Consider the following 20,626-nt stretch of genomic DNA (forward strand, 5'->3'; position numbering starts at 1 on the left):
AATGATGAAGCCTCAGCTTACGTCTGCGCAAAGCGTCTCGGAGAATAGCGGTGTTAGCCAATGTCCCCGTATCGGCGTTGTCGGGCTGGGTTCTATCGCGCAGAAAGCGTATTTGCCGATTCTTAGCCAAGCCGAACGCTGGGAATTGGTTGGCGCATTTTCTCCCGACCAGCAAAAGACACAGCGGATTTGTCAGCACTATCGGATGACGAGTTTCTCTGCGTTGGACGTGCTGGCTGCACAATGTGATGCCGTTTTCGTGCACAGCAGCACCGCCAGCCATTTTTCTGTTGTGAGCCAACTGCTGAAAGCTGGCGTCGATGTTTATGTGGATAAACCGCTGGCAGAGACATTGGAGCAGGCGGAAGCGTTGGTTGAATTGGCAGAGCAACGACAAAAAATTCTGATGGTCGGCTTTAATCGTCGGTTTGCGCCGTGCTATCAGCAGCTAAAACAGCGGCTGGATCAGCCCGCATCGCTACGCATGGATAAACATCGGGTTAATGGTGTTGGGCCGCAGGATGTGCGTTTTACTCTGCTGGATGACTACCTGCACGTGGTGGATACGGCGCTCTGGCTGGCGGGAGGCGAGGTCCAACTGATTGATGGCGTTTTGCATGCGAATGCGGAAGGCCAACTGCTGTATGCCGAGCACCATTTCCAGAGTGGTAGCTGTCAGGTAACGACCAGCATGCATCGTCAGGCTGGCAGCCAGCGGGAATGGGTTCAGGCCGTTACCCATGGCGGTCTCTATCAGGTGGATGAGATGCGTGAATGGCGTGAAGACCGCGACGGTGTGACGCTCCGCCCTGCCGTGCCATCCTGGCAAACCACGCTGGAACAGCGCGGATTTGTCGGTGCGGTGCAGCATTTTATGGCGGCGATTGAACAACGGAAACCAGCGGAAACATCCGGTAACCAGGCGTTGCTGTCCCAGCGCATGATTGAAAAATTGCTGGGAAAAAGCTGAAAAGTTCAGCGGTTATGACAATGCGCGGTAGCTATTGCTCGCGCAATGCGTAGACTAGTCGCACCTCGCAATCAGGATGACCTCAACGGGTTACTAATCGGTCCTGAACCATTCAGAACATAATCGGATGAATTTACTTAAATCACTGGCTGCCGTCAGTTCCATGACCATGCTATCGCGCATTTTAGGATTCGTGCGCGATGCGATCGTCGCCCGTATTTTTGGTGCCGGCATGGCGACGGATGCCTTCTTTGTGGCGTTCAAACTGCCTAACCTGCTCCGGCGGATTTTCGCGGAAGGCGCATTCTCACAGGCATTTGTGCCTATTCTTGCTGAATATAAAAGCCAGCAGGGTGAAGAAGCCACGCGAACGTTCCTCGCTTATGTTTCCGGTATGCTGACGCTGATTCTGGCGTTGGTCACCGTTGCGGGAATGGTTGCCGCACCCTGGGTTATTATGGTGACCGCTCCCGGTTTTGCCGCGACGCCAGAGCGCTTTGAACTTACCTCGGATCTGTTAAGAGTCACGTTCCCCTACATCCTGCTGATTTCGCTGACCTCTATGGTGGGGTCGGTGCTAAATACCTGGAACCGTTTCTCGGTACCGGCGTTTGCTCCGACATTGCTTAACGTCAGCATGATTGGCTTCTCGCTGTTTGCCGCCCCGTATTTTAACCCGCCGGTAATGGCGTTGGCCTGGGCGGTGTTGGTTGGCGGTTTACTGCAACTCGGCTACCAGCTACCGCATCTGAAAAAGATTGGCATGCTGGTATTGCCACGTCTGAAATGGCGGGAACCGAGCGTCTGGCGAGTCATGAAGCTGATGGGGCCTGCGGTTCTGGGCGTCTCGGTAAGCCAGATTTCACTCATCATCAACACCATTTTCGCGTCCTTCCTCAGTGAAGGTGCGGTGTCATGGATGTATTACGCCGATCGCCTGATGGAGTTCCCATCCGGTGTTCTGGGCGTGGCGCTGGGAACGATCTTACTTCCGTCTCTGGCGAAGAGTTTTGCCAGTGGTAACCATGATGAATACTCCCGTCTGATGGATTGGGGGCTTCGCCTGTGTTTCCTGTTAGCGCTGCCGAGTGCGGTCGCATTAGGTATTTTGGCTAAACCGTTGACGGTGTCGCTGTTCCAGTACGGCAAATTTAGCGCCTTTGATGCGCTGATGACCCAGCGGGCGCTGATAGCTTACTCGGTTGGGCTGATGGGATTGATTGTCGTTAAAGTGTTAGTACCTGGCTTTTATTCCCGACAGGATATCAAGACGCCAGTCAAAATCGCGATAGTCACGCTGATTCTGACGCAGGTGATGAACCTGATCTTTATCGGCCCGCTGCAACACGCCGGTCTGGCGTTGTCCATCGGTCTGGCCTCCTGCCTGAATGCAGGGCTGCTGTACTGGCAACTGCGTAAGCAGGATATTTTCCAGCCACAGCCAGGTTGGCGGCGTTTTCTGATACGCCTGCTGGCCGCGGTTATCGTGATGTCGCTGGTTTTACTGGGGATGCTGTGGTGGATGCCCGCGTGGGATGACGGCAATATGACGATGCGAATCTTGCGTTTGCTGCTGGTGGTGGTCGCGGGGGCGGGCTCTTATTTTGCCACGCTGGCGCTGTTGGGATTCCGTCCGCGGGATTTTGCCCGCCGTAGCGTGTAACAACGTTATTGAATACAACGGTGATAATGGAATAGAAGAGTAAAGCGTTTGCGCCATGGATGGCGCAAGCCGAGCGTACAGGGATGTATTTACAGCGTCTTTACGATCTATCCATTATCGCCGCGTGACTGTCTTTGCCTGTAACGCAAAACGCCATTGGTGGCAGCACCAATGGCGTTTGTGTTTCAATGCATCCGTTTTCAGTCGATGGAGACTTACATCTTCTCGACGGTTTCGATGCCCAGCGTATCCAGACCTTGCTTCAGCGTTTTCGCCGTCAGCAGCGCCAGTCTCAGACGGCTTTGACGCACGTCGTCACTGTCGGCATTGAGAATCGGGCAGTGCTCGTAGAAACCAGAGAACAGACCTGCCAGATCATACAGGTAGCTACACATTACATGCGGTGTGCCTTCGCGGGCGACGGTGGTGATAGTTTCTTCGAATTGCAGCAGACGCGTGGCAAGGGCAAATTCGCGCTCATCGCTCAGCGTAATCGGCTGCGTTAAGCTGTCTTCCTGTATGCCTGCACGCTTGAAAATAGACGCGACGCGGGTGTAGGCGTATTGCATGTAAGGCGCGGTATTGCCTTCAAACGCCAACATGTTGTCCCAATCGAAAACGTAGTCCGTGGTACGGCTCTTCGACAGATCGGCGTATTTGATCGCACCGATGGAAACCACTTTCGCCAGCGCGGTTAACTCATCGCTTTCCATTTGTGGATTTTTCTCTGCGATGAGCTTCAGAGCACGATCGTAGGCTTCATCTAACAACTCGGACAGTTTAATCGTCCCGCCTGCACGCGTTTTGAATGGCTTACCGTCTTTGCCCAGCATCATGCCGAACATATGGTGTTCCAGACTGACGGAATCAGGCACATAGCCCGCTTTACGCACGATGGTCCAGGCTTGCATCAGGTGCTGATGCTGGCGGGAGTCGATGTAGTAAAGCACACGATCGGCGTTCAGGGTTTCATAACGGTATTTGGCGCAGGCGATATCCGTTGTGGTATAGAGGTAGCCGCCATCCTTTTTCTGGATGATGACGCCCATCGGTTCGCCTTCCTTGTTTTTATATTCATCAAGGAAAACCACCGTAGCGCCTTCACTTTCTACCGCCAGACCTTTGGCCTTCAGATCGGCGACGATACCCGGCAGCATGCTGTTATACAGGCTTTCACCCATCACATCCTGCTTGGTCAGCGTGACATTGAGGCGTTCATAGTTGATCTGGTTTTGCGTCATGGTGATATCGACGAGGTTGTGCCACATCTGGCGGCAATATTCATCGCCACCCTGCAATTTTACCACGTAAGCGCGTGCGCGTTCGGCGAAATCGGCGTCTTCATCGTAGTGTTTCTTCGCTTCACGATAGAAGGCTTCAAGATCGGACAGATCCATCTCGCTGGCGTTTTCGTTTTGCATTTTTTCAAGATAGGCAATCAGCATGCCAAACTGCGTACCCCAGTCACCGACGTGGTTGGCACGAATGACATTGTGACCCAGAAACTCCAGCGTACGGGCCGCGGCGTCACCAATGATGGTCGAACGCAGGTGGCCGACGTGCATTTCTTTCGCGACGTTGGGGGCAGAATAGTCAATCACGATCGTTTGTGGTTCAACCTGCGTTAAACCCAGTTTTGGTGCATTCAGGGCGTTCTCAACCTGGCTCGCAACCCACTGCTTATCGAGAAAAATATTAATAAATCCCGGGCCTGCGATTTCTGTTTTTTCTGCAATGCCCTCCAGCGCCAAAAGCTGGACGACTTTTTCGGCCAATTGTCGCGGCGGCATGCCCAGTTTTTTTGCCACGGCCATAACGCCATTGGCCTGATAGTCACCAAACTGTGCTTTTGCCGACTGACGAATCTGAGCTTCGCTGTCTGCTGGCGCGCCCGCGGCGGTTAACGCCTGGCTGACTTTTTCGGAGAGAAGAGCCTGAATATTCACCGGTTTACCTTAAATAAAAAATTAAGCCTTGCTTATACCATATTTGCCTTTCTTCGTCAGCAGACGGGGAGGGGGAGCGGGATGTTCAGGCGAAAAAATGCCCGCCTGGCGGGATAGGAAAAGGGAACGATGAGAAGGAAAAAAGAGATAAGGAGAACACGACAAAAAAGAAAATGTGGCTTGAGGTAGAATTAAAATAAATAAAAATTACGATCTTAACGTTTTCTTGAACGATTATTTACACCAATTTTATGTGAGTCTCTGGTTTTAAAATGACGAAAAATAGCGTATGCCGCAATAGCGATAAGCGCGATGGATATAATGAGTAAAACCATGATGATATCTCTGCGTTATTATTTGTTTTCTTAATTTATACGTTTTCTTTTAGGCGTTCAATGGGGTAACTCTTATTTAAGATTCCTCCCAGAATAGATTGCGAGAAGTATCGCAGATTAACGCCGGGTAAAAAATATTTCCGTTTATTAATCAAGCAGCATGGTTGTCTTTTCTTTGCATTTAATGCGTTTCACGTAACGGAGGTGTAAATAAATGTACAGGAAGAAAAGTAGAATTTAATTAGAATGTGTCACGGGTGTGATATTCTCACCGCGCGAATGGTTAGTGATAATGTGAGATGCCGCGAGGAGTTTTACCCGATATGTTACCCAATGATTTGATAACGGATTTAGCGCGTTTTGAGCACGCGTTGCAGGAATTGGCCGATGTACTACAGCTGGATTTAGGCGCATTTCATGCTGACCATATTTCTCTGCGCTGTAACCAAAATACGACGGCTGAATCCTGGAAAGCGGCGCTGCTAAAGACGGGCCGCCTACTGTCTGAAAACCAGATCAATGGTCGCCCAATCTGCTTGTTTATACTGGATAAGGCTATATCGGTCGGCCCTTGGGAAATGACGTGTATCGAGCTACCGTGGCCGGGGAAAAAACATTATCCGCATGAAGGATGGGAGCATGTAGAACTGGTGCTGCCTGGGGAGGCGGAAACGCTGCATCAGCGTGCGCTGGCCTGTTTGTCTGATGATGCGCTGCGTACGCCGGGTATCAAGCTGAAATTCAGTTCTCCACAAGGTGAAAAAGAACGAATACCTAATCCGACGCTGGCGGTAACCAATGGGAAAGTGACAATAAAATTCCATCCATTTGATATACGCGATGTTGTCGCGAGCGAAATGTCTTCACAATGAAAATAGTGAAGAATGTGTACGTAGAGTAATCAGAAAGATAACATTGGTTGAAAGTTAAAATGGCATGTCACGTTATTCATGCCATTTTCTTTTACTGTATACCCTAAATAATTCGAGTTTCAGGCAGGCGGCAAGCGAGTGAATCCCGATGAGCTTACACAAGTAAGTGATTCGGGTGAGTGAACGTAGCCAACGCACCTGCAATTTGAAGTATGACGGGTATAGAACAGATTAATAAAACTGTGGTTTATGTCATGTTTATTTCGGCAATCTATCGCGCTCATTGTGACTCCTGTCTCCTCACGATATGGATGTGAATGCCATAGTTATTACTTTAATCGGCCTGATGATTCGCCGATTCTTCGCTAATTAAGAAAAGTAGTCTGGGAGTTTACATGGAGGAGCAGCGATGACGAAACTGGAAGTATGCTGTTATAGCGTTGATTGTGCCATAACAGCAGCGCAGTCTGGGGCTGACAGGATTGAACTCTGTGCAGGACAACGGGAAGGCGGATTAACCCCCTCCTATGGTGCGCTGCGTGGTGCTCGTGAAAAGGTCGCGATTCCCGTGCACCCGATTGTGCGTCCGAGAGGCGGTGATTTTTGCTACAGTTCGACAGAACTGGCTGCCATCAAATACGACATTGAGCAGATTCGCGAAATGGGGTTCCCCGGCGTCGTTGTCGGTGTGCTGAATGAGGAAGGACATATTGATTTGCCCAAAATGCGTGAAATCATGGCGGTAGCGCAAGGCATGGCAGTAACCTTTCATCGCGCGTTCGATATGTGCCTGAACCCTTACATTGCGCTGGAACAACTCACTGAACTCGGCGTATCGCGCATATTGACCTCCGGACAGCAGCAGACGGCGGAGAATGGGCTGCGGCTATTGCGTGAACTAACACAGGCCAGTCGCGGTCCAATTATTATGGCGGGCTCTGGCGTGCGGTTGACTAACTTGCACAAATTTCAGCAGGCCGGTATTCGCGAACTGCACAGTTCCGCTGGTCAATGGACCCCATCCCCTATGCGCTACCGAAAAATTGGCGTGTCGATGTGTTCTGATACAGAGCTAGATGAATTTAGCCTGTATTGCGTGGATGGCGATGTAGTGGCTGCAATGAAACGGGCGGTCAGTCCGGATCGTGAAATGCAGTACGTGTCATAACCTCAGGCATGTCGTGGGGTGGCGATAGACGTAGTGTGTAAACAGCATCGCAATCAACACGGCATCATCATTCTTCAATTTTGCCGCGCAGCATACCCTTCGGTTTGCATGGCAAGTACCAGGCCCCAACGTGTTGTTGGGGCTTTTTTTGTCGAGCACAGTAATTTAGGGCTGGTAGATACCGGGTTTACGAGCAACCAGTACGGCTCGTACCGGTGCGGGGTAGCCTTCCACCGTTTTGGTCGGATCTTCAGGATCGAGGAACTCAGCCAGCGATTCTGTGATCATCCAGTCTGTCCGACGCTGCTCCTGCGTTGTCGTGGTGCAAATATCGACGACGCGGACATCAACAAATCCGCATTTCTCAAGCCATGTGGTCAAGGCAGTCGCGGAAGGGATGAAATACACATTGCGCATTTGCGCGTAGCGTTCTCCTGGCACCAGCACCTGGTTTTCATCGCCTTCAATGACGAGGGTTTCCAGCACCAGTTCACCGCCCGCTACCAATTGATTCTTCAATTGCCACAGGTGATCGAGTGGGGAACGACGGTGATACAGCACGCCCATCGAAAACACGGTGTCAAAAGCGGCAAGTTCGGGGAGTTGTTCAATGCCGAGTGGCAGAACGTGCGCCCGCTGATCGTCACCAAGCAGTTTACGTACGGCTTCAAATTGACATAAGAATAGCTGCATCGGATCGATGCCGACTGCCATCGTGGCGCCTTCACCGACCATCCGCCACAGGTGATAGCCGCTGCCGCAGCCCACATCCAGAATCAGACGATTCTTCAACGGGCTGATATGTGGCAAAACGCGCTGCCATTTCCAATCAGAGCGCCACTCTGTGTTGATATCTACGCCGTAAAGCGAAAAGGGCCCTTTACGCCAGGGCATCAGGTTACGCAGCAGCTTTTCAATACCTTCACGTTGCCCCTCGGAAATATCGGGTTCCATGCGCGCGGTGACACTGTCGTTTAAATCCAGGGCGGTTGGCGTCAACGAGGGGAGATGTTCCAGCGAGTTAAACCAGAGTTTGAACTTACCGTGCAAGGATTCCTGCTGCCAACTGCTGAGCTGTGAAGGCAGCGTGTTAAGCCAGTGGCTGAGCGGGCCTTTTGCGATTTGCTGATAAAAATTGCCGAAATCGATCACGCCTTTTCCTCTGCTTTCACGGCTAATAACGAACCAAAATTAAAACATTGAAACCACGTTTCGCTATGCTCAAAACCGGCGCTCGCCAGCCGAGCCTTATGAGTTTCTACCGAATCGGTCAGCATGACGTTTTCCAGCATGCTGCGCTTCTGGCTGATTTCTAACTCGCTGTAGCCATTTGCCCGTTTGAAATCGAGGTGCATGTTGAACAGCAATTCGCCGACGTCTTTGTCTGCAAAATTGAATTTTTCAGAGAGGACGAGCACACCGCCGGGATTTAATCCCTGATAAATACGTTCAATAAGTACCTGGCGCTGAGAAGGTTCCAGAAATTGAAGCGTAAAATTCAGCACCACCATCGACGCATTTTCGATATCAATGTTCAGGATATCGGCTTCGATAATCTCGACGGGCGTATCGGAACGAAAAGCGTCGATATGGCTACGGCAACGTTTCACCATGGCCGGAGAATTGTCGACCGCGATAATTTTGCAACCGGGAACAGAGATATTGCGTCGCATGGACAGCGTCGCAGCGCCCAGCGAGCATCCCAGATCATAGACGTGACTATCTGGACGGACGAAGCGTTCTGCCAGCATGCCAATCATCGAGATGATGTTGGAATAGCCGGGAACAGAACGTTGGATCATATCGGGAAATACGTCAGCAACGCGTTCGTCGAATGTCCAGTCGCCTAAATTGGCAATTGGCACAGAAAAAAGCATATCGCGGTTTGGCATGGCGGAAAGTTGTACTGAGAGTAATAAAGAGGCGCGTATTCTAGCAGAATACGCCGTAGCCTTCACCTTTCACATTGTGTCGGCGTAGGATTATGGACGCGGCTTTTGATTCCCGGGCGCAGGAATGTTCGTGCGACCGGGAAGGCAGTTGGCGTTCTTGTTTCGCGCCATCAATACAGCGTGAAAACCAGATCCCAGGGGAGGTAATAGAGGTTTGCTGCAATCATCAGGATAAGCGAGGCATACGTTGCCGCCATACCTGAACGCCGCCAGCGAAATTCGCGGTGCCGAAGGCCGTAATAGTGAACTAAACGTCCGGTAATCAATAAGATGCCGCAGAAATGGATCATAATGACAAGGGCGCCGTTCATTTCCATCAGCACCAGCAAAATCGCCGCAATCGGGATATATTCAACCGCATTGCCATGTACTCGGATGGCGGTTTGCAATTCATAAAATCCGCCGTCGCCATAGGCCACGCGATACTGCATTCTGAGTTTCACAACATCAATAGACAGCTTTATCAACAAGATTGCGCCAAGCACGATATAGAGCGCACTTACCATGTTTTACTCCGTAACCTAACCGAAAACGGCTTGCAGAATAATAGCTTTACCTAACGCAACTGTCGCCTATAAAGGCCGATTTTTTTAGCGGAAATGCGTTGCGTTGCCAAATGGTTTATAACCAAACGGGCTAACACCTGCCTGAGCGGGTGGATCAAAAGAGCGTTGCCTGCTGTGGCCAATCCGGCTGGGGCGGCAAGGTTGGGTCGATCTCAGCGAGTAGCGGCCAAAGCTGTTGCGCCAGTGGAGGAGCATCACCAATATCCGGTGTGTGAATGAAGAAGAAGGGATTGGCCTCGTTCCATTGCGGCAGTTTGTTACGCCACGACTCGAACCAGCGAAGATTTTCTTCCGGCGTTTCACTACCGATAAAGCGGATAAGCGGCTGTGTGGCGGTGAGCACGGCGTGTACTGGCACGCGAGGTTTCTTACGCTGGGCCTCACGCATGGCTGCACTGTCTGGCGCGGCATGGTGAACCGGACGGCTGTCGAGAATCACGCGGTTAATGCCGCGCTGCTGCAATCCCTGATTCAGCGCGCGCTCCTCATCACCTTTGGCAAAAAATAGCGGGTGACGCACTTCCACGCCGTAGCCAAATCCCTGCGGTAAGGCATCGAGAAAACGCCATAGAACGGGGAGTTGCGCAGGGCCGAAAGCGGCAGGGAGTTGCAGCCAGAGCTGCCCGATACGGTGTGCAATGGGTTCAATGCATTGATAAAAAAGGCCGACATCGCTGTCACAGTTCTGCAAGGCGGCTTTATGGCTGATCGTTGAAGGAAATTTAAAGCAAAAGCGGAAATCGTCATGCGTCATATCACGCCAGCGCCCGACGATCTCACGTGAAGGTAACGCATAAAAGGTCGTATTGCCTTCAACGCAGGTAAAGTAGCGGCTGTAATCGGCAAGATCGTTGAGTCCTAACCGACTCCATGCCGGGTGCTGCCATTGCGGTAATCCGATGTACATCATCGCACCATCACGTCATTAAACCTCAATAGAATGGCGCTGATTATCGCGCAATTGTCAGCACCGTGCGAGTGAGCTGGAGACATCGTTTATAAAATCTCATCGGCCCACTGCGTTGCTTCTCTTATCATGGTAAAGAAGTCTTCTTCATTGAGACCTAATTGCGTTAAAAGCGGTTCAAGTTCTTCCCATTCTTGCTGTTCATATTTAGAAATTAGCGTCAGATAAGGTGCGAGTTCGCCAGTATGATCCAATAAACTTTGGTTAATTTTTTCGGATAGCGCGATTTGTGAGAGCAGCAGGGGCATTGGCGAGTCTAATACGGCATCAAGCAGCGACAATAATCCGCACAAAAATGCCTCGGTGGTATCCTCCTTTACATTAAAAGAGGCATACAATAATTCGAAGAATCTGGCGCGAATTAAACTGGTTCGATAAAGCTCGCTGGGTTTATTTTCATTACTGTTGGTAATGCTGATTAACGAGACAAAACGTTTGAGTTCCCGTTGCCCAAGCAGCATGGCCATAGAACGGAACGACATTGAGGTTGCGGTGATGCCAAAACGGGTGTTGTATTTGATGTTGGTGATGTGGCGCATCAATTTATAATAAAGCGACAGATCCGCACACACTAATTCCTCGATCGTGGCATAGTTGATTTCGGGCTTATTGACTTCTCTCAGTAATCTGATGGTATTACTGGAGTTATTGGCCAGCTTCTTCGATTTAATCATTTCAGGACGGCTGAAAAAATATCCCTGAAAAAGTGAGATCCCCAGCTTTTTGCTTTGCAGGTATTGCTCATGTGTTTCTACTTTTTCGGCCAGATAAGTTAATTTACGCTGCGAGGTTCTGTTGATGAAGTTTTCAATATCATCAAACGTCGACAGGGTTAAATCGAATTTGATGATATCAACGTAAGGTAAAAAACGATCCCACTCTGAATCCATCGAGAAATCATCCAGTGCAATTCTGAAGCCCTTTCTTTTTAGCTTTTTTACGGCCACCAAGAGATCGTTGTTGGGGGGCGAATTTTCAAGAATCTCGATAACGACTTTTTCTTGTGGCAAGACCTCTGCCTGACCATTGATCAGCAGTTGATGGGGGAAATTAATGTAGTAAGGTTGTTCAACCACGGATTTTGTTAGTGGGTTGGTTAAGAACTGATCGGAAATAAGCTGTGCGGTCGCAAATTCAGGACTGACGTCAGGAAATTTATTGGTGATGTCCATGCGAAAAAGGAGCTCGTAGGCGACCGTTTGAAGATGGCTATTTAAAATGGGTTGACGGGCAACAAATGAATACATAGCTGTTCTCCATGTAAATCATACGCATTTGCCAGTAGTGGAAAGCGCTTTTTATTAAAATTTTTATAAAAATCAGCAATTACTTGGTAATTCTAGCAGGTTTTATTAAAAAGGAAGGTCGGTTTCCCTAAATCCTCATGTGATGCACACTGGCAAATTTTACCGCTTTGAGCTGATGACTCGGGCTTCTTCTTTTGCTCACTTTTGCAACAACTTTATGCTGATTGATGAACATTCCGTTAACCGGAACGGAAATTTCGTAAAAAGAGTAGGCGGCAGCGTCGCAGAGCGTTACCTTCATGCTTATCGTTCGGGCGAATATCCTTTATAATAGCCGCCTTTTTTCATCGGACAGTAACCCAGAAAAACCATGCCGTGCAGCGAAAATGCCACTGTTTTTGCACTGTGATCTACCGTGAAAACGTGTGAGCTGGCGGATGAGTAAAAGGACATCGTGATGCGTACTAATTATTGCGGGCAGTTGAATTCGTCCCATGTGGGCCAGGAAGTGACATTGTGCGGTTGGGTTAACCGCCGCCGCGATCTGGGTGGTTTGATTTTTATTGATATGCGTGACCGTGAAGGGCTGGTTCAGGTGTTTTTTGATCCGGATCGTCAGGACGCATTTAAACTGGCATCCGAGCTGCGTAACGAGTTCTGCATCCAACTTACCGGTGTGGTACGCGCCCGTCCAGAAAGCCAGATCAACAAAGATATGGCGACGGGTGAAGTCGAGATTTTTGCCAGTGCGCTGACTATTGTTAACCGCTCTGAAGCGTTGCCGTTGGATTCCAATCAAACCAACACCGAAGAAGCCCGTCTCAAATACCGCTATCTGGATTTGCGCCGCCCTGAAATGGCGCAGCGCCTGAAAACGCGCGCACGTATCACCAGTTTTGTTCGCCGCTTTATGGACGATCACGGCTTCCTGGATATCGAAACGCCAATGTTGACGAAGGCGACGCCGGAAGGCGCGCGCGACTATCTGGTGCCGAGCCGCGTACATAAAGGCAAGTTTTATGCGCTGCCGCAGTCTCCACAGCTGTTCAAACAGCTGCTAATGATGTCTGGTTTTGACCGCTACTATCAGATAGTCAAATGCTTCCGCGACGAAGACCTGCGAGCTGACAGACAGCCAGAATTTACCCAGATCGATGTGGAAACCTCTTTCATGACCGCGCCTCAGGTGCGTGAAGTGATGGAGAAACTGGTGCGTGAACTGTGGCTGGACGTGAAAGGCGTCGATCTGGGCGATTTCCCGATCATGACGTTCGCAGAAGCGATGCGCCGTTTCGGTTCCGACAAGCCCGATCTGCGTAACCCGCTGGAGCTGGTTGACGTCGCCGATCTGGTGAAAGACATCGACTTTAAAGTGTTCTCCGGCCCGGCAAACGATGCCAAAGGCCGCGTTGCCGCTATTCGCGTTCCGGGCGGCGCGCAGTTGAGTCGTAAGCAGATTGATGAATACGGCAAGTTTATTGAAATCTATGGTGCGAAAGGCCTGGCTTACATTAAGGTCAACGAGCGCGCCAAGGGGCTGGAAGGCGTTCAAAGCCCCGTCGCGAAATTCCTGAATGAAGACATCCTGTCTGCGCTGTTGGATCGTACCGCGGCGCAAGATGGCGACATCCTGTTCTTTGGCGCAGACAGCGCGAAAGTGGTGATCGATGCGCTGGGTGCGCTGCGTCTCAAGTTGGGCCGCGATTTGAGCCTGACGAAAGACAATAGCTGGGAACCGCTGTGGGTCGTCGATTTCCCGATGTTTGAGGAAGATGGCGAAGGCGGCCTGGCTGCGATGCACCATCCGTTTACTGCACCGCGTGACATGTTGCCTTCTGAACTGGCTGCTAACCCAGTTTCGGCGATTGCCAACGCCTATGACATGGTGATTAACGGTTATGAAGTGGGCGGCGGTTCTGTGCGTATTCACAACGGTGACATGCAGCAAACCGTGTTCAGCATTCTGGGCATTACCGAACAAGAGCAGCGTGAGAAATTTGGCTTCCTGCTGGACGCGCTGAAATATGGTACGCCGCCGCATGCCGGTCTGGCGTTTGGTCTTGACCGCCTGGTGATGCTGCTGACGGGCACCGATAACATTCGTGATGTTATCGCCTTCCCGAAAACAACGGCAGCCGCCTGTCTGATGACGGAAGCGCCAAGTTTCGCCAACCCGGCCTCGCTGGAAGAGCTTGCCATTGCGGTTGTCGTAAAAGGGAAAGCGGCTCAGGATGGAAAATCCGAGAACGAATAAGATGGTATATAAGCGACCCGTTTCGGTTCTGGTGGTGATCTATGCCCGTGACACTGGGCGGGTGCTGATGTTGCAGCGGCGTGACGATCCTGAATTCTGGCAGTCGGTAACCGGCAGCATAGAAGAAGGGGAAAGTGCGCCGTATGCCGCACAGCGTGAAGTCAAAGAAGAAGTTAACATTGATATATCCGCAGAAGCGTTATCACTCTTTGATTGTCAGCGCTGTATTGAGTTTGAGCTATTTGCTCATTTGAGACGTCGCTATGCGCCGGGAGTAACGCACAATACCGAATATTGGTTTTGTCTGGCGTTACCTGCTGAGCGCGAGGTGCAATTATCCGAGCATCTTGCCTACCTGTGGTTGGATGTGCCCCACGCGGCACAGTTGACCAAGTCCTGGAGCAACCGGCAGGCGATTGAGGAATTTGTTATTTATCCGGCCTGAACAGGCTTTTTTCGGAGATTTTTATGGCAGGTCATAGTAAGTGGGCTAACACAAAGCATCGTAAAGCAGCACAGGACGCCAAACGCGGTAAAATCTTTACCAAGATTATCCGCGAACTGGTTACCGCAGCCCGTCTGGGCGGTGGCGATCCGGGTTCTAACCCACGTCTGCGCGCCGCGATCGATAAAGCACTGTCCAACAACATGACGCGCGATACCCTGAACCGCGCGATTGCCCGTGGCGTCGGCGGTGACGAAGATGCCAACATGGAAACCATCATTTATGAAGGTTACGGCCCGGGCGGCACGGCTGTCATGGTGGAGTGCCTGAGTGATAACCGTAACCGCACCGTTTCCGAAGTACGCCATGCGTTTACAAAAACCGGTGGTAACCTGGGAACTGATGGTTCCGTTTCGTACCTTTTCACCAAGAAAGGCGTTATTTCTTACGCGCCAGGTCTGGATGAAGATGCGGTGATGGATGCGGCGCTGGAAGCGGGCGCGGACGATGTCGTGACGTACGATGACGGCGCAATTGACGTCTTCACGCCGTGGGAAACGTTCGGTAACGTGAAAGATGCGCTGGATGCGGCGGGTCTGAAAGCGGAGTCGGCTGAAGTCTCCATGATCCCGTCCACCAAAGCGGATATGGATGCGGAAACGGCACCGAAGCTGATGCGTCTGATCGACATGCTGGAAGATTGCGACGATGTGCAGGAGGTTTACCACAACGGTGAGATCTCCGATGAGGTGGCTGAACTGCTGTAATGGCAGGTCGGTAATGCAGAGTAGCAACGGCTATCTACACGGGCGAATCGGCGGAGCGGCACGATGACAATAATAGTCGGCATTGACCCCGGTTCGCGCGTGACGGGCTATGGCATTATTCGTCAGCAGGGGCGTCATCTGACGTATCTCGGCAGCGGCTGTATCCGTACCGTGGTGGATGATATGCCCACGCGACTGAAGCTGATTTACGCTGGCGTCAGTGAAATCATCACGCAATTTCGCCCAGACTGTATGGCGATTGAGCAGGTTTTCATGGCGAAAAACCCAGATTCGGCCTTGAAACTGGGGCAGGCGCGCGGTGTGGCTATCGTCGCAGGGGTGAATCAGGATCTGCCGGTATTTGAGTACGCCGCGCGTTTGGTTAAACAAACCGTGGTAGGGACGGGTGCGGCGGATAAAAAGCAGGTGCAGCATATGGTTCGCTCGCTGCTGAAATTGTCGGCCAGCCCGCAGGCGGATGCCGCCGACGCGCTGGCGATTGCCATCACCCATTGCCACTTTAGTCAAAGTCTGCTGCGTACATCGGCGGCGAAAGCGAATCCGCTGGCAGGACGACTGCGCTGAAACAGGAGGCTGGATATTCATCCAGCCTTTTTTATGTTATATACTCGTCATACTTCAAGCCATTCATTCCCTAAGTAAAAGGAAGCGCAACGTGATAGGTCGTCTCAGAGGCATTATCCTGGAAAAACAGCCGCCGCAGGTGCTGATAGAAGCTAACGGCGTGGGTTACGAAGTCCATATGCCGATGACGTGCTTTTACGAACTCCCTGAGCTCAATCAGGAAGCGATTATTTTTACCCACTTCGTTGTCCGTGAAGATGCGCAACTGCTGTTCGGTTTTAATGATAAGCAGGAGAGGGCGCTGTTCCGTGAGCTGATCAAAGTGAATGGCGTTGGGCCGAAGCTGGCGCTGGCGATTCTCTCAGGCATGTCCGCGACGCAGTTTGTCAGCGCGGTTGAGCGTGAAGAAATCGGTGCGCTGGTTAAGCTCCCTGGTGTCGGTAAGAAAACGGCGGAAAGACTGGTTGTTGAAATGAAAGATCGCTTCAAGGGCTTGAGCGGCGATCTGTTTAATCCTGTCAGTGATATTCCGCTGGCGTCGCCTGCGAGCGCAGAGAGCCGCACCAGCGATCCTGAAGCGGAAGCCGCCGCCGCATTGGTTGCGTTGGGCTATAAACCGCAGGAAGCCAGCCGCATGATTTCCAAGATTGCGCGTCCCGACGCTGACTGTGAAACCCTGATCAGGGATGCACTGCGCGCGGCGCTGTGAGGTATTCATGATAGAAGCCGATCGTTTAATTTCCGCTGACGCCGTTCCAGAAGAAGAGTTTCTTGACCGTGCGATGAGACCCAAGCTGCTGACCGAATATGTGGGGCAGCCGCAGGTGCGTGAACAGATGGAAATTTTTATTCAGGCGGCCCGTAAACGCGGGGATGCGCTTGATCATCTGCTCATTTTTGGTCCTCCTGGTCTGGGGAAAACGACGCTGGCGAATATTGTCGCCAATGAGATGGGCGTAAATATGCGCACAACGTCAGGCCCGGTGCTGGAAAAAGCCGGTGATCTTGCCGCGCTGCTGACCAACCTCGAACCGCATGATGTGCTGTTCATTGATGAAATCCATCGTTTGTCGCCCGTTGTGGAAGAAGTGTTGTATCCGGCGATGGAAGATTACCAGTTGGATATCATGATCGGTGAAGGGCCCGCTGCTCGGTCGATTAAACTCGACTTGCCGCCTTTTACGCTGATTGGTGCAACGACGCGCGCTGGCTCGTTAACCTCGCCGCTGCGCGATCGTTTCGGCATTGTGCAACGTTTGGAGTTTTATAACGTCACCGATCTCCAGTATATCGTTGGCCGCAGTGCACAGTGTTTAGGGTTGGATCTGACGTCGGATGGGGCACTTGAAGTGGCGCGTCGTTCGCGTGGTACACCGCGTATTGCCAACCGATTATTGCGTCGGGTGCGAGACTTCTCCGAGGTTAAGTCAGAAGGAGCAATTACCGGAACCGTGGCGATGCAGGCGCTGGATATGCTGGCGGTGGATACCGAAGGTTTTGACTACATGGACCGCAAGCTGCTGTTGGCGATCATCGATAAATTCATGGGCGGCCCCGTTGGGCTGGACAACTTAGCAGCCGCTATTGGCGAAGAACGTGAAACGATTGAAGACGTGCTGGAACCGTTTTTGATTCAGCAAGGGTTCATTCAGCGTACGCCGCGCGGTCGGATGGCGACACAGCATGCCTATCGGCACTTTGGCTTAACGCGCGAGGAGTAGCGTCATCTGCGCACGTTTTCCTACATTGCCCACATTCAGGGAGACCATATGGTCTCCCTGAGTTTATGGGACTAGAACCAGGCTTCCCACATTGCCCCAACGTTGAACGAATCGAGCTTCGTGTTGACGCCGGTGGTTGTCCGCGCGGTGTGTTTGTTATCCACTTCTCCGCCAGTGACATAGAAGCGTAGCATCGGTCTGAATTCCGGCCCCATCGCGATCGAGACATTCTGGGAAAGCGTCAGTTTCCATCCTTTATTGTCACTTCTTTGGTATAAATGAATAATCTCTTCTGATAATTCGCGGGCGAGCAGGGATGTCATTAAATGGTCTTGAGCATGAACCATAATCAATGTAATCGGTTGTCTGGCTTCTCCTGCATCCTGTTCGATCAGCTGAGTTTGCATCTGGTGAGCCTTACGCGCGTAACTATCGGCTTCCTTCAGCAGATTTTTGGCTTCATCAATGTTGCCTTTACGCGCAGCGTGTAGCGCCTCAAAACACAGGCTGCGTGACTGTCCAGCATTGACGATAATTTCCATTACTGCATCTTCTAATGTAATCATCATATGACCTATTTTTTTGTTGTCCACGGCGTGAGCGATACCACCTGTGCCAGCCACCCCATTTTGGTTGCGGTGTAAGCCAGTACAGCATTGACCATCGGTACGAAAACAAAGGGGAGGAACAGCATTGGGTTCATGATGATGGGCGCGCCAAACATGATCGGCTCGTTGATGTTAAAGAAGCTCGGAACGACGCCCATTCTGCCGATGGTTCGCAGCTGCGTTACCTTGCTACGTAACAGCAGGAAGGCCAGCGGTAGCGTTGAACCGACGCCGCCAATCAATAGATAGTGATCCCAAAAGCCCTGTAAATAGATATGTGGCAAGACGTCGCCAGCTGCCAGCGCGGCCTGATTCACGGCCAGATTGGTCATCCAGAATGGGTTCATGATGCCGGTGACAATCAGAGAACCGTGGATCCCCGAAAACCAGAAAAGCTGGCACAGCAGCACAGACAGAAGAATGGCAGGCAGCGAGTCGGAGGCGGACACCAGCGGTGCCAGCAGGTGCATAATCGCTTCGGGAATGATCATGCCTGTTTTTGCTTCAATGAAAAGATTGAGCGGGTGCAGCGTCGCGACAATCACTAACACGGGAATGAGGATTTCAAACGAACGGGCGACCCCCGTCGGCACTTCTTTTGGCAAGCGGATGGTAATCTTGTGCTGCTTCAGCGCCGCATAAACACGGGTGGCGTAGATGGACGTCAGTAAGGCGGTGAAGATCCCTTGTCCTGACAGGTACTCGGTAGAAATTTTGTTATCGGCGTAAGGGGCGGCGACGAGCAGGAAAGCCATAAACGCCAATAGACCGGACATGACGGAGTCGAGATTAAGCTGTCGTCCCAGGCTGGCACCCACACCTACGGAGATGAAAAATGTCATTAGCCCCATACTCAGTTCGAAAGGCAGCATCAGCTGTGCGCGATAGGTGATAGAAAAATCGAGCCAGGTACGGGCAAATTCGACGGTGGTATCGGCGGAAAAGGGAGGGAAAATAAACACCAGCATAAATGAGCCGATGATCATAAAGGGGAGTGCGGCGGTAAAGCCATCGCGGATAGCGATCACATATTTTTGTTGTCCTAAACGCCCGGCCAGCGGGGTAATCGATTGTTCGATCGCAGCAATCGTTGATTGATATAAGGAACCCATGTGAACACCTTTCTTGTGTGTCGCCGCAGCAGCTGCAGATCGTCACCAAGTATGTTATCGCCACGTTTTATGCCGTGATGCATGGTATCTCAATGCGTTACGGCGATATCGCGAATGGCCGCCTGTTATGAACGTGAGTCTATACCCGTTATTTTTTCCGCGGCGGACCGCATTTTCTGCCAAGCAGAATGTAAAAAGTTATTGCCACGATGATTGGATATCATATGGAAACCGTTTTCCATACAAAGAAAAGAAAGTGTGATGGCGGTCAATGTGTGATGATTTCTGGCGGTATTAATTAGATTTACATCATATCTTATGGGTAGAAATACTTATTGGATGTGAAACGGATAATCGGTTTCCATGCCGGATAGAAAGGGTTATACTGCCGGACAATACAAAGCGCTGTTGGTGTTCAGGGTTTTAAGTCGGATTTAGCGTTTTCCAGGGGCAAATGATGTCTACAATCAACGATGTATCGCGTTTAGCTGGGGTGTCTAAAGCCACAGTCTCCCGGGTGTTGAGCGGTTCGCGCGGCGTAAAGGAAGCCAGCCGTCTCGCGGTGTTAAAAGCGGTTGATGAGCTTAAATATCGGCCGAACGTCATCGCTCAATCGCTGCTGAGTCAGTCAACTGGCTGTATTGGCGTCATTTGTGCTCAGGACAACATCAACCAGACGACTGGCTATCTTTATGCGCTGGAAAAACACTTTAGCCGGCATCAAAAGCATCTCTTGTTGCGGTTTGCCAGCAGCAGAGCAGAAGTCATGAGCGTGCTGGATGAACTGACCAGCGGCCTGTGCGATGACATCTTAATCATCGGCGCGCGTTTTCCGCTGAATCTGTCCGATAAGAATATCATTCTGATCGATTGCATGGAGACGGACACGGCGAACAGTCTGCAATTCGATCACGCTTTTGCCACAGAAACGGCGTGCAATTACCTGATCAGACAAGGAAGACGGCAAATCGCGCTGATTAATCCCGCCGCCAGCAGTTCCGCGGAACAGGTGCTCTTAGGATATAAACGGGCGCTGGAAAATAACTTCTTGCCGTTTAACCGTAACCTGATCTTTATGGATGCGTCTTCATCGTCGTCGGTGGCGCTGCAAGTATTGCTCAATAACAGCACGACGCTGAACTTCAATGCGTTGCTGGTGGCGGATGAGCTGGAAGCCAAACGTGTTATTACGCAGCTTCAGGCGTTTAATAAATCTGTGCCAAAAGACATCATGGTATTCAGCCTGGCGGGATCTCTCGATATTCCGGGCATTCCGGCGATACCGGCAATTGAATATTCGATGGATGCGGTGGCGGCGAGAATCGTGTCCTGGCTCAATGAGAAAACACAGGACGTGCTGGGTTCGTATGTCTTGCGGGGTGATTTAATCATTCCCGATATGGCGAACCGGCAATAAACACGGTTCTCCCTCACGGCAAAAAGAAAAG

At 51.2% G+C, this 20,626-nt stretch carries 17 protein-coding genes and 3 pseudogenes; 11 read left to right on the plus strand and 9 right to left on the minus strand.

The window, feature by feature from the left end; translation table 11 throughout:
• Positions 1 to 4: 4 nt before the first annotated feature.
• Together LCF41_RS09875 and murJ are read left to right on the plus strand one after the other, a co-directional pair.
• On the plus strand, positions 5 to 970 hold the full coding sequence (locus LCF41_RS09875; RefSeq protein ID WP_225088142.1) for a Gfo/Idh/MocA family protein: 966 nt from the start codon (positions 5 to 7) through the stop codon (positions 968 to 970).
• A gap of 127 nt (positions 971 to 1,097) precedes the next feature.
• A complete protein-coding gene (murJ, locus tag LCF41_RS09880) occupies positions 1,098 to 2,633 on the plus strand; it encodes a murein biosynthesis integral membrane protein MurJ (RefSeq protein WP_225087892.1) in 1,536 nt (511 codons plus the stop codon).
• Positions 2,634 to 2,848: 215 nt separating this feature from the next.
• On the opposite strand, the gene argS is transcribed toward murJ, so the two are convergent.
• Positions 2,849 to 4,579 carry an arginine--tRNA ligase gene (gene argS, locus LCF41_RS09885; protein WP_225087893.1) on the minus strand — a complete coding sequence of 577 codons (1,731 nt, stop codon included), beginning with the start codon at positions 4,577 to 4,579 and terminating at the stop codon, positions 2,849 to 2,851.
• A 658-nt stretch (positions 4,580 to 5,237) separates the two neighbouring features.
• Here argS and LCF41_RS09890 point away from each other — a divergent pair.
• The gene (locus tag LCF41_RS09890; protein WP_225087894.1) at positions 5,238 to 5,786 is read left to right on the plus strand and encodes a VOC family protein; all 549 of its coding nucleotides are present in this window, start codon (positions 5,238 to 5,240) and stop codon (positions 5,784 to 5,786) included.
• A 409-nt stretch (positions 5,787 to 6,195) separates the two neighbouring features.
• Positions 6,196 to 6,954, plus strand: coding sequence for a copper homeostasis protein CutC (gene cutC / locus LCF41_RS09895; protein WP_225087895.1), 759 nt, complete (start codon positions 6,196 to 6,198; stop codon positions 6,952 to 6,954).
• Positions 6,955 to 7,119: 165 nt separating this feature from the next.
• Here cutC and cmoB read toward each other — a convergent pair whose 3' ends face one another.
• The 5 genes from cmoB to LCF41_RS09920 form a co-directional block, all read right to left on the minus strand.
• The gene (gene cmoB / locus LCF41_RS09900) at positions 7,120 to 8,106 is read right to left on the minus strand and encodes a tRNA 5-methoxyuridine(34)/uridine 5-oxyacetic acid(34) synthase CmoB (RefSeq protein ID WP_225087896.1); all 987 of its coding nucleotides are present in this window, start codon (positions 8,104 to 8,106) and stop codon (positions 7,120 to 7,122) included.
• Positions 8,103 to 8,846 carry a carboxy-S-adenosyl-L-methionine synthase CmoA gene (gene cmoA / locus LCF41_RS09905; protein WP_225087897.1) on the minus strand — a complete coding sequence of 248 codons (744 nt, stop codon included), beginning with the start codon at positions 8,844 to 8,846 and terminating at the stop codon, positions 8,103 to 8,105. The genes cmoB and cmoA overlap by 4 nt, the downstream gene beginning before the upstream one ends.
• Positions 8,847 to 9,016: 170 nt before the next feature.
• Complete coding sequence (locus LCF41_RS09910) at positions 9,017 to 9,412, minus strand: MAPEG family protein (protein ID WP_225087898.1); 396 nt, start codon at positions 9,410 to 9,412, stop codon at positions 9,017 to 9,019.
• A gap of 154 nt (positions 9,413 to 9,566) precedes the next feature.
• A complete protein-coding gene (locus LCF41_RS09915) occupies positions 9,567 to 10,379 on the minus strand; it encodes a DUF72 domain-containing protein (RefSeq protein ID WP_225088143.1) in 813 nt (270 codons plus the stop codon).
• Between the two features lie 89 nt (positions 10,380 to 10,468).
• Positions 10,469 to 11,686, minus strand: a complete 1,218-nt coding sequence (locus LCF41_RS09920) for an EAL and HDOD domain-containing protein (RefSeq protein WP_225087899.1) — start codon at positions 11,684 to 11,686, stop codon at positions 10,469 to 10,471.
• A gap of 457 nt (positions 11,687 to 12,143) precedes the next feature.
• Here LCF41_RS09920 and aspS point away from each other — a divergent pair, with 457 nt between their 5' ends.
• From aspS to ruvB, 6 genes are all read left to right on the plus strand, one after another.
• Positions 12,144 to 13,940: an aspartate--tRNA ligase gene (gene aspS / locus LCF41_RS09925; protein WP_225087900.1), complete on the plus strand. Its 1,797-nt coding sequence runs from the start codon at positions 12,144 to 12,146 to the stop codon at positions 13,938 to 13,940.
• Between the two features lies 1 nt (position 13,941).
• Positions 13,942 to 14,385: a dihydroneopterin triphosphate diphosphatase gene (nudB, locus tag LCF41_RS09930; RefSeq protein ID WP_225087901.1), complete on the plus strand. Its 444-nt coding sequence runs from the start codon at positions 13,942 to 13,944 to the stop codon at positions 14,383 to 14,385.
• A gap of 23 nt (positions 14,386 to 14,408) precedes the next feature.
• Complete coding sequence (locus LCF41_RS09935) at positions 14,409 to 15,152, plus strand: YebC/PmpR family DNA-binding transcriptional regulator (protein ID WP_015840062.1); 744 nt, start codon at positions 14,409 to 14,411, stop codon at positions 15,150 to 15,152.
• 63 nt (positions 15,153 to 15,215) lie between these two features.
• A complete protein-coding gene (gene ruvC / locus LCF41_RS09940; RefSeq protein ID WP_225087902.1) occupies positions 15,216 to 15,737 on the plus strand; it encodes a crossover junction endodeoxyribonuclease RuvC in 522 nt (173 codons plus the stop codon).
• A gap of 91 nt (positions 15,738 to 15,828) precedes the next feature.
• Positions 15,829 to 16,446: a Holliday junction branch migration protein RuvA gene (gene ruvA / locus LCF41_RS09945; RefSeq protein ID WP_225087903.1), complete on the plus strand. Its 618-nt coding sequence runs from the start codon at positions 15,829 to 15,831 to the stop codon at positions 16,444 to 16,446.
• A gap of 7 nt (positions 16,447 to 16,453) precedes the next feature.
• The gene (gene ruvB, locus LCF41_RS09950) at positions 16,454 to 17,458 is read left to right on the plus strand and encodes a Holliday junction branch migration DNA helicase RuvB (protein WP_225087905.1); all 1,005 of its coding nucleotides are present in this window, start codon (positions 16,454 to 16,456) and stop codon (positions 17,456 to 17,458) included.
• A gap of 71 nt (positions 17,459 to 17,529) precedes the next feature.
• Here the strand turns inward: ruvB and LCF41_RS22190 are convergent.
• From LCF41_RS22190 to LCF41_RS09960, 3 pseudogenes are all read right to left on the minus strand, one after another.
• Positions 17,530 to 17,721: pseudogene (locus LCF41_RS22190) on the minus strand (carbohydrate porin); the annotation flags it as partial.
• Positions 17,722 to 17,724: 3 nt separating this feature from the next.
• A pseudogene (locus LCF41_RS22195) lies at positions 17,725 to 18,024 on the minus strand (PTS lactose/cellobiose transporter subunit IIA); the annotation flags it as partial.
• A gap of 17 nt (positions 18,025 to 18,041) precedes the next feature.
• A pseudogene (locus LCF41_RS09960) lies at positions 18,042 to 19,178 on the minus strand (PTS sugar transporter subunit IIC); the annotation flags it as partial.
• Positions 19,179 to 19,635: 457 nt separating this feature from the next.
• On the opposite strand from LCF41_RS09960, the gene LCF41_RS09965 reads away from it, so the two are divergent.
• Positions 19,636 to 20,595 carry a LacI family DNA-binding transcriptional regulator gene (locus tag LCF41_RS09965; RefSeq protein WP_225088145.1) on the plus strand — a complete coding sequence of 320 codons (960 nt, stop codon included), beginning with the start codon at positions 19,636 to 19,638 and terminating at the stop codon, positions 20,593 to 20,595.
• Positions 20,596 to 20,626 lie beyond the last annotated feature (31 nt).

The organism is Pectobacterium colocasium (genome assembly GCF_020181655.1).
GTDB classification, from domain to species: Bacteria; Pseudomonadota; Gammaproteobacteria; order Enterobacterales; family Enterobacteriaceae; genus Pectobacterium; species Pectobacterium colocasium.

Excerpts from the sequence above, each read along its gene's own strand:
- LCF41_RS09890 (WP_225087894.1), top strand. The coding sequence starts at position 5,238 with ATGTTACCCAATGATTTGATAACGGATTTAGCGCGTTTTGAGCACGCG.
- ruvC (WP_225087902.1), top strand. The coding sequence starts at position 15,216 with ATGACAATAATAGTCGGCATTGACCCCGGTTCGCGCGTGACGGGCTAT.
- cutC (WP_225087895.1), top strand. The coding sequence starts at position 6,196 with ATGACGAAACTGGAAGTATGCTGTTATAGCGTTGATTGTGCCATAACA.
- LCF41_RS09875 (WP_225088142.1), top strand. The coding sequence starts at position 5 with ATGAAGCCTCAGCTTACGTCTGCGCAAAGCGTCTCGGAGAATAGCGGT.
- LCF41_RS09920 (WP_225087899.1), bottom strand. The coding sequence starts at position 11,686 with ATGTATTCATTTGTTGCCCGTCAACCCATTTTAAATAGCCATCTTCAA.
- ruvB (WP_225087905.1), top strand. The coding sequence starts at position 16,454 with ATGATAGAAGCCGATCGTTTAATTTCCGCTGACGCCGTTCCAGAAGAA.
- LCF41_RS09910 (WP_225087898.1), bottom strand. The coding sequence starts at position 9,412 with ATGGTAAGTGCGCTCTATATCGTGCTTGGCGCAATCTTGTTGATAAAG.
- LCF41_RS09935 (WP_015840062.1), top strand. The coding sequence starts at position 14,409 with ATGGCAGGTCATAGTAAGTGGGCTAACACAAAGCATCGTAAAGCAGCA.
- nudB (WP_225087901.1), top strand. The coding sequence starts at position 13,942 with ATGGTATATAAGCGACCCGTTTCGGTTCTGGTGGTGATCTATGCCCGT.
- cmoA (WP_225087897.1), bottom strand. The coding sequence starts at position 8,846 with ATGCCAAACCGCGATATGCTTTTTTCTGTGCCAATTGCCAATTTAGGC.
- LCF41_RS09915 (WP_225088143.1), bottom strand. The coding sequence starts at position 10,379 with ATGTACATCGGATTACCGCAATGGCAGCACCCGGCATGGAGTCGGTTA.
- LCF41_RS09965 (WP_225088145.1), top strand. The coding sequence starts at position 19,636 with ATGTCTACAATCAACGATGTATCGCGTTTAGCTGGGGTGTCTAAAGCC.
- aspS (WP_225087900.1), top strand. The coding sequence starts at position 12,144 with ATGCGTACTAATTATTGCGGGCAGTTGAATTCGTCCCATGTGGGCCAG.
- murJ (WP_225087892.1), top strand. The coding sequence starts at position 1,098 with ATGAATTTACTTAAATCACTGGCTGCCGTCAGTTCCATGACCATGCTA.